Below are 4,450 nucleotides of genomic sequence, written 5' to 3' on the forward strand. Positions count from 1 at the left end.
TCACTGTGTTCGAACAACAGCAGCGTGGTCGGCTTCAACGCGAGAATCTGGCGACAAAGCTCGGAACCGATAGAGCCACCCGCTCCGGTGACCAGAACCGACTGATCCTTGATGCAATGCTCGAGCAAATCGCCCTGCGCCGGCACCGCATCGCGGCCAAGCAGGTCCGCGATGTCGACCTCCTGAATGTCATCCACCTTGACCCGGCCGCTGGCCAGGTCCATGAAACCGGGCACGCTTCGAACATGCAACGGAAAACCTTCCAGAAAGCCCAGAATCTCGCGGCGACGCCCGCGATTGGCCGAAGGAACCGCCAGCAGGATTTCCTGAGCGCCGGTCTCTTCGATCATGCGTTGAATGTGCTTGGGCTTGTATACCTGCAAGCCGGAAATCACGCGATCGGCAATGCTCTTATCATCATCTATAAATGCTACAGGGCGCATGACTCGACCCATGCGCAAGGCGGCAACCAGCTGGTTACCGGCAGCACCGGCACCGTAGATGGCAACGCGGGGCAATCCATTGTCGCGATTGGTAAAGGGAACGTGCTGCGCCGCAGTAAACCAGTCCCCCAGAAAATACTGGCGCATGGCCAAGCGCAGCCCACCCACCATGATCAGGCTTAACCACCAGTAGTTAAAAATGATCGAGCGAGGGACAACGTTCTGATGGTTGCTGTACCAGTACACCACGACCCCGAGAATCAGCGACGAAAGGCTGACAGCCTTGATAATCGCGATCAGGGCATCATTGCCGAAGTAGCGCATCACCGCCCGGTACAACCCGAATCGAATAAAAAGAGGGATCGCAATAACCGGAGCGGCTAGAAACAACCAGAAATGCTGGGTAAACGGATTTCTCATTTCGTCGATGCCCAAGCGGACGACGAATGCCATCCACAAGGCGAGCCAAACCAGCAGGAAGTCTGTGATGACTTGCAAAATGCGCTTGTGTCGACGCGGAAGGCTCAACAAATATGCTCGTATTTTATCCATAATCCCGTCGTTTACCTTTTGTAATCTATACAACAAAACCACCTTGATAAAAATCAGTTTTGTACGTGACTCTCCAACTCTCCAGCACGAAACCACACCGCTAAAATCACCAAGGGAACATACGCTACAACCAAGCCGATCAAGCCATCCAGACCGAGCAACTCAACATACAAAGCAATCGGCAATAGCCAAAGTACATTTATCGTCAATACCGCCAACGTGACGATCGAATGCGTACCTAATTGACGTGATGCGCACTGGTACGCGTGACTGCGGTGCGCCTCATAGATCCTTGCACCCTGCAAAAACCGCCTTATTAATGTGAACGTCGCATCCACGACGAAGACCCCGATCAGAATCAACCACACCCAAAACAGACTCGTGCTGTGCCAGGCGGCCTGTAGCGAAAATACGCCTAATACCATGCCCAGAAAACCACTTCCTGCGTCACCCATAAAAATCCGCGCGGGGGGGAAATTCCAGTAGAGAAAACCCAAAACTGACATCGCCAGCAGCAACGGAGCCCATATTAGGGAGTCGTATCCGCAAAGCCAGTAAACCAGGCATGCGCCAAGGCAAACCGACACTGCTTCGATACTGGCAATCCCATCAATTCCGTCCATGAAGTTGTACAGGTTCAGCATCCACACCAGGTAAACCGCTGCTAATACGTTTCCCAGCCACCCCAGACTCAGCGAGATACCGAAAATATTCAGCGCCGGCATTCCATTGAACCAACAGAGTACCCAGACAGCTCCCGCAAAATGCCCAAGCAAGCGCCAGCGGACAGCTATATGGCTACGGTCATCGACAAAACCGATTATCGYGATACCGCCACCCGCCCCCAGCAACGCCCAGACAAGCTCCCAGCTCGCAACGCCAAACCAGCCAAGAACGGGCAGTACCGCCAGAAAACTCAGAACAATGGCTACGCCACCACTGCGAGGAGTAGGCCTCGAATGAGAGCTACGAGCATTCGGGATGTCCATCAGACTGCGGCTCAGAGCATAACGACGCAGGGCGCCTGTCAAGACCAGGGAAATACCAACTACAACTGGCAACGACAACCAGAGACTCATCGAACAAAGGCGTCCATTAACGACAAACGTGGATAGAAAGCCTCAGTCACCTGCGACTTAAGCGCTTGAACCCCATAAGCCTTTACCAGCAATACAGTTTTCCGGCAATCAAAGGATGAATCATCGTATTCAAAATGACGAAAAAAGGCAGGAATGCACTCTTTTCAGTCGCAAGAACCGGCTCTTCAATAATACGCCCAAGGGCGCCGCAGCCAGTGCATAGATCTACAGCCTGGTCGAGACCGACAAAGCTAACGGCCAGGAGCCCTATTCGTGGCTACGCCGCCTACTGGAGCGACTGCACCGCACGCATAGTGCATTGAAAATGCATGAAGTGTTGCGCCCTTGGAACTGGAGGCATGATGTGTATCAATATTGATCATCTGAGTGTCGATGAATTAGTGACGTTGAATCATCACATTATCGAATGTCCGAAGATACTGGAGTCGTTGGAGGTTCACAAATCGATGATGCTGCTCCATCCAGGAGCGCGGACAAGCTTTGACTCACCACGTGATGAGTACCTGTCCAGTACCGTCATGAAACTCAACCGCAGACCGTCACAGTGGTAACCGACAACGGCCAACGCGGGTGTATTTCGCCGCACTTACGTTCACCGATAAAAATGTAAAGGCGGGACGACGGTAGATATCAGGCAATAAAAAAGAAGTAACTCTGCCACGAATGGTCCCCACACCAGCATGATTTAATTTCACACCCGATCTCACGCGCTGAATGCGCCACCTATTTTTGGATAGGTGGGTTTCATGGGGCAGTTACACTTCTTCTATTTGGATGGACAGTTCAAAGAGCTGGATAATGGTTTGCTGAGCCTGCGGTATGTAGGGCCAATCACCGCCAGCCTGCTGGCTGTGGAAATGGGTAACGCCAGCAGTAGGTGCATACCCGGTTCTTAGGAGGCAGGGCATGGGTAAGCGCATCTAACTACCCGACAAATGCCGGGGACAACGAACTTTGAATCCTTCAGCATCGTTGGACGCCGCTGATGATTGGCTGATAAAACTTTGCCCCGCTCTTTTCTACGCCGCACGGTCAAATTTTAAAACATGAAAAAGCCCGCACTCGGCGGGCTTTAACCAAATCATATGTTCTTTATCTATAGTTTGGCGGCATGCACTTCAACAAAATTTTTGTAGCCACTAAGCATACCAAACAAGAAAAATGCCAAGGCCCCGGCACTAGGCACTATAAGAATATCCCACGCCAACGCCATTGGCCCAAATGCCATAAAAACGGCGCCCCAAGCAAAAAAGTACTCTGGTGAGCCATCCGTGCGCGGGCGGGCGGACCACGCTTCTTTAAAGTTAATTACCAACATAGCAATAAAGGGAGCAAAAAATATTAACCCGCCCTTCCAAAGCAACGTTAAGTAATAAATATGCGTTGAAGTATTTTCCGCCAATGACCTAGAATGATCCCCCACGGAATATCGACCATATCCAGAGAATCCATTTCCGGCAAACGGGCTCTTCAAGACTTCTTTAAATCCTTCGACAGCAAGTTCAATGCGTCCAGTCGCAAATGCATCAGCCTTTCTCGTCAAACGCTGAACTGTGTCATCAGAGGCATGTCCACCCCGATGCGTAGCAGTTTGCTGCTCAGCAACCACTTCAGAAGAAACACCAGCCACAACGACATGAGTCTCTACCGGCTCAGACGTAATTGCTTCTATCGAATCGAGCATTCGATTCTCATTCATGCCACGAGCATAAGTAATAACCCCCGAGAGCAGGATAGACGCCACCACCAAGCCTACCAACTTCCAAGAAGAAGGATTCCGAATGGCGTACAAAATAGCTGTGACCAAAATCCAAACAAGCAACACTTGAGCACTTCTTGAGTCGCTCCCAATAATCAGGAATGAAGAGCAAACCAGCCCAACAACAAAACAGCAGCGAACATAGACATTCGAACGGGTACTTATTATTGACCCACACATAATAATAGCCTGAAGACAAATCAGGTGAGCGAGACTTAACACGCCAAATGATGCAAAAACAGGAACACCCAAAAACTCAGCATTCATTGCAGAGTAGCCAAGAGGCCCCAAATAAATACGAACAGCCTCACCCAATATAAAAATACGCGCAGCAATCACGACTACAAATATAGTTGAGAAAACTGACAACCAAAAAATAATTCTATCGACCCCCTCACGCCCCGCAAGAAATCTTCCTAAAAAAAGAAAACCAGGCGCAAACATGACTAACAGCAAAGAAAGCAAATGCCTTGTTAGCTGACCGTCAGGCGAGAAAGTATTTGCAACAATAACAGAAACCCCGCCTAGCGCTGCGGACAATGCGAAGACAGCACTTACTTTGTTGAACCTTATGAAAAAGGCCAGCGCAATAACTG

The 4,450-nt window shown here is 50.4% G+C and carries 3 protein-coding genes and 2 pseudogenes; 2 read left to right on the top strand and 3 right to left on the bottom strand.

The features are described 5' to 3' along the window. Together AC1DH9_RS23485 and AC1DH9_RS23490 are read right to left on the bottom strand one after the other, a co-directional pair. Window positions 1-995 (bottom strand): nucleoside-diphosphate sugar epimerase/dehydratase (locus AC1DH9_RS23485; RefSeq protein ID WP_477761061.1); only part of this gene is annotated, 995 nt, incomplete at its 3' end. A 53-nt stretch (window positions 996-1,048) separates the two neighbouring features. Continuing rightward, complete coding sequence (locus tag AC1DH9_RS23490; protein ID WP_477808866.1) at window positions 1,049-2,074, bottom strand: MraY family glycosyltransferase; 1,026 nt, start codon at window positions 2,072-2,074, stop codon at window positions 1,049-1,051. 160 nt (window positions 2,075-2,234) lie between these two features. Here AC1DH9_RS23490 and AC1DH9_RS23495 point away from each other — a divergent pair. Together AC1DH9_RS23495 and AC1DH9_RS23500 are read left to right on the top strand one after the other, a co-directional pair. Continuing rightward, window positions 2,235-2,453, top strand: a pseudogene (locus tag AC1DH9_RS23495) (transposase domain-containing protein); the annotation flags it as partial. 400 nt (window positions 2,454-2,853) lie between these two features. Beyond that, window positions 2,854-2,961, top strand: a pseudogene (locus tag AC1DH9_RS23500) (IS110 family transposase); the annotation flags it as partial. Window positions 2,962-3,191: 230 nt separating this feature from the next. Here AC1DH9_RS23500 and AC1DH9_RS23505 read toward each other — a convergent pair. Further along, window positions 3,192-4,450: O-antigen ligase family protein (locus tag AC1DH9_RS23505; protein WP_477808867.1), on the bottom strand; the 1,259-nt coding region annotated here is incomplete at its 5' end.

The organism is Pseudomonas sp. 05T35 (genome assembly GCF_056396605.1).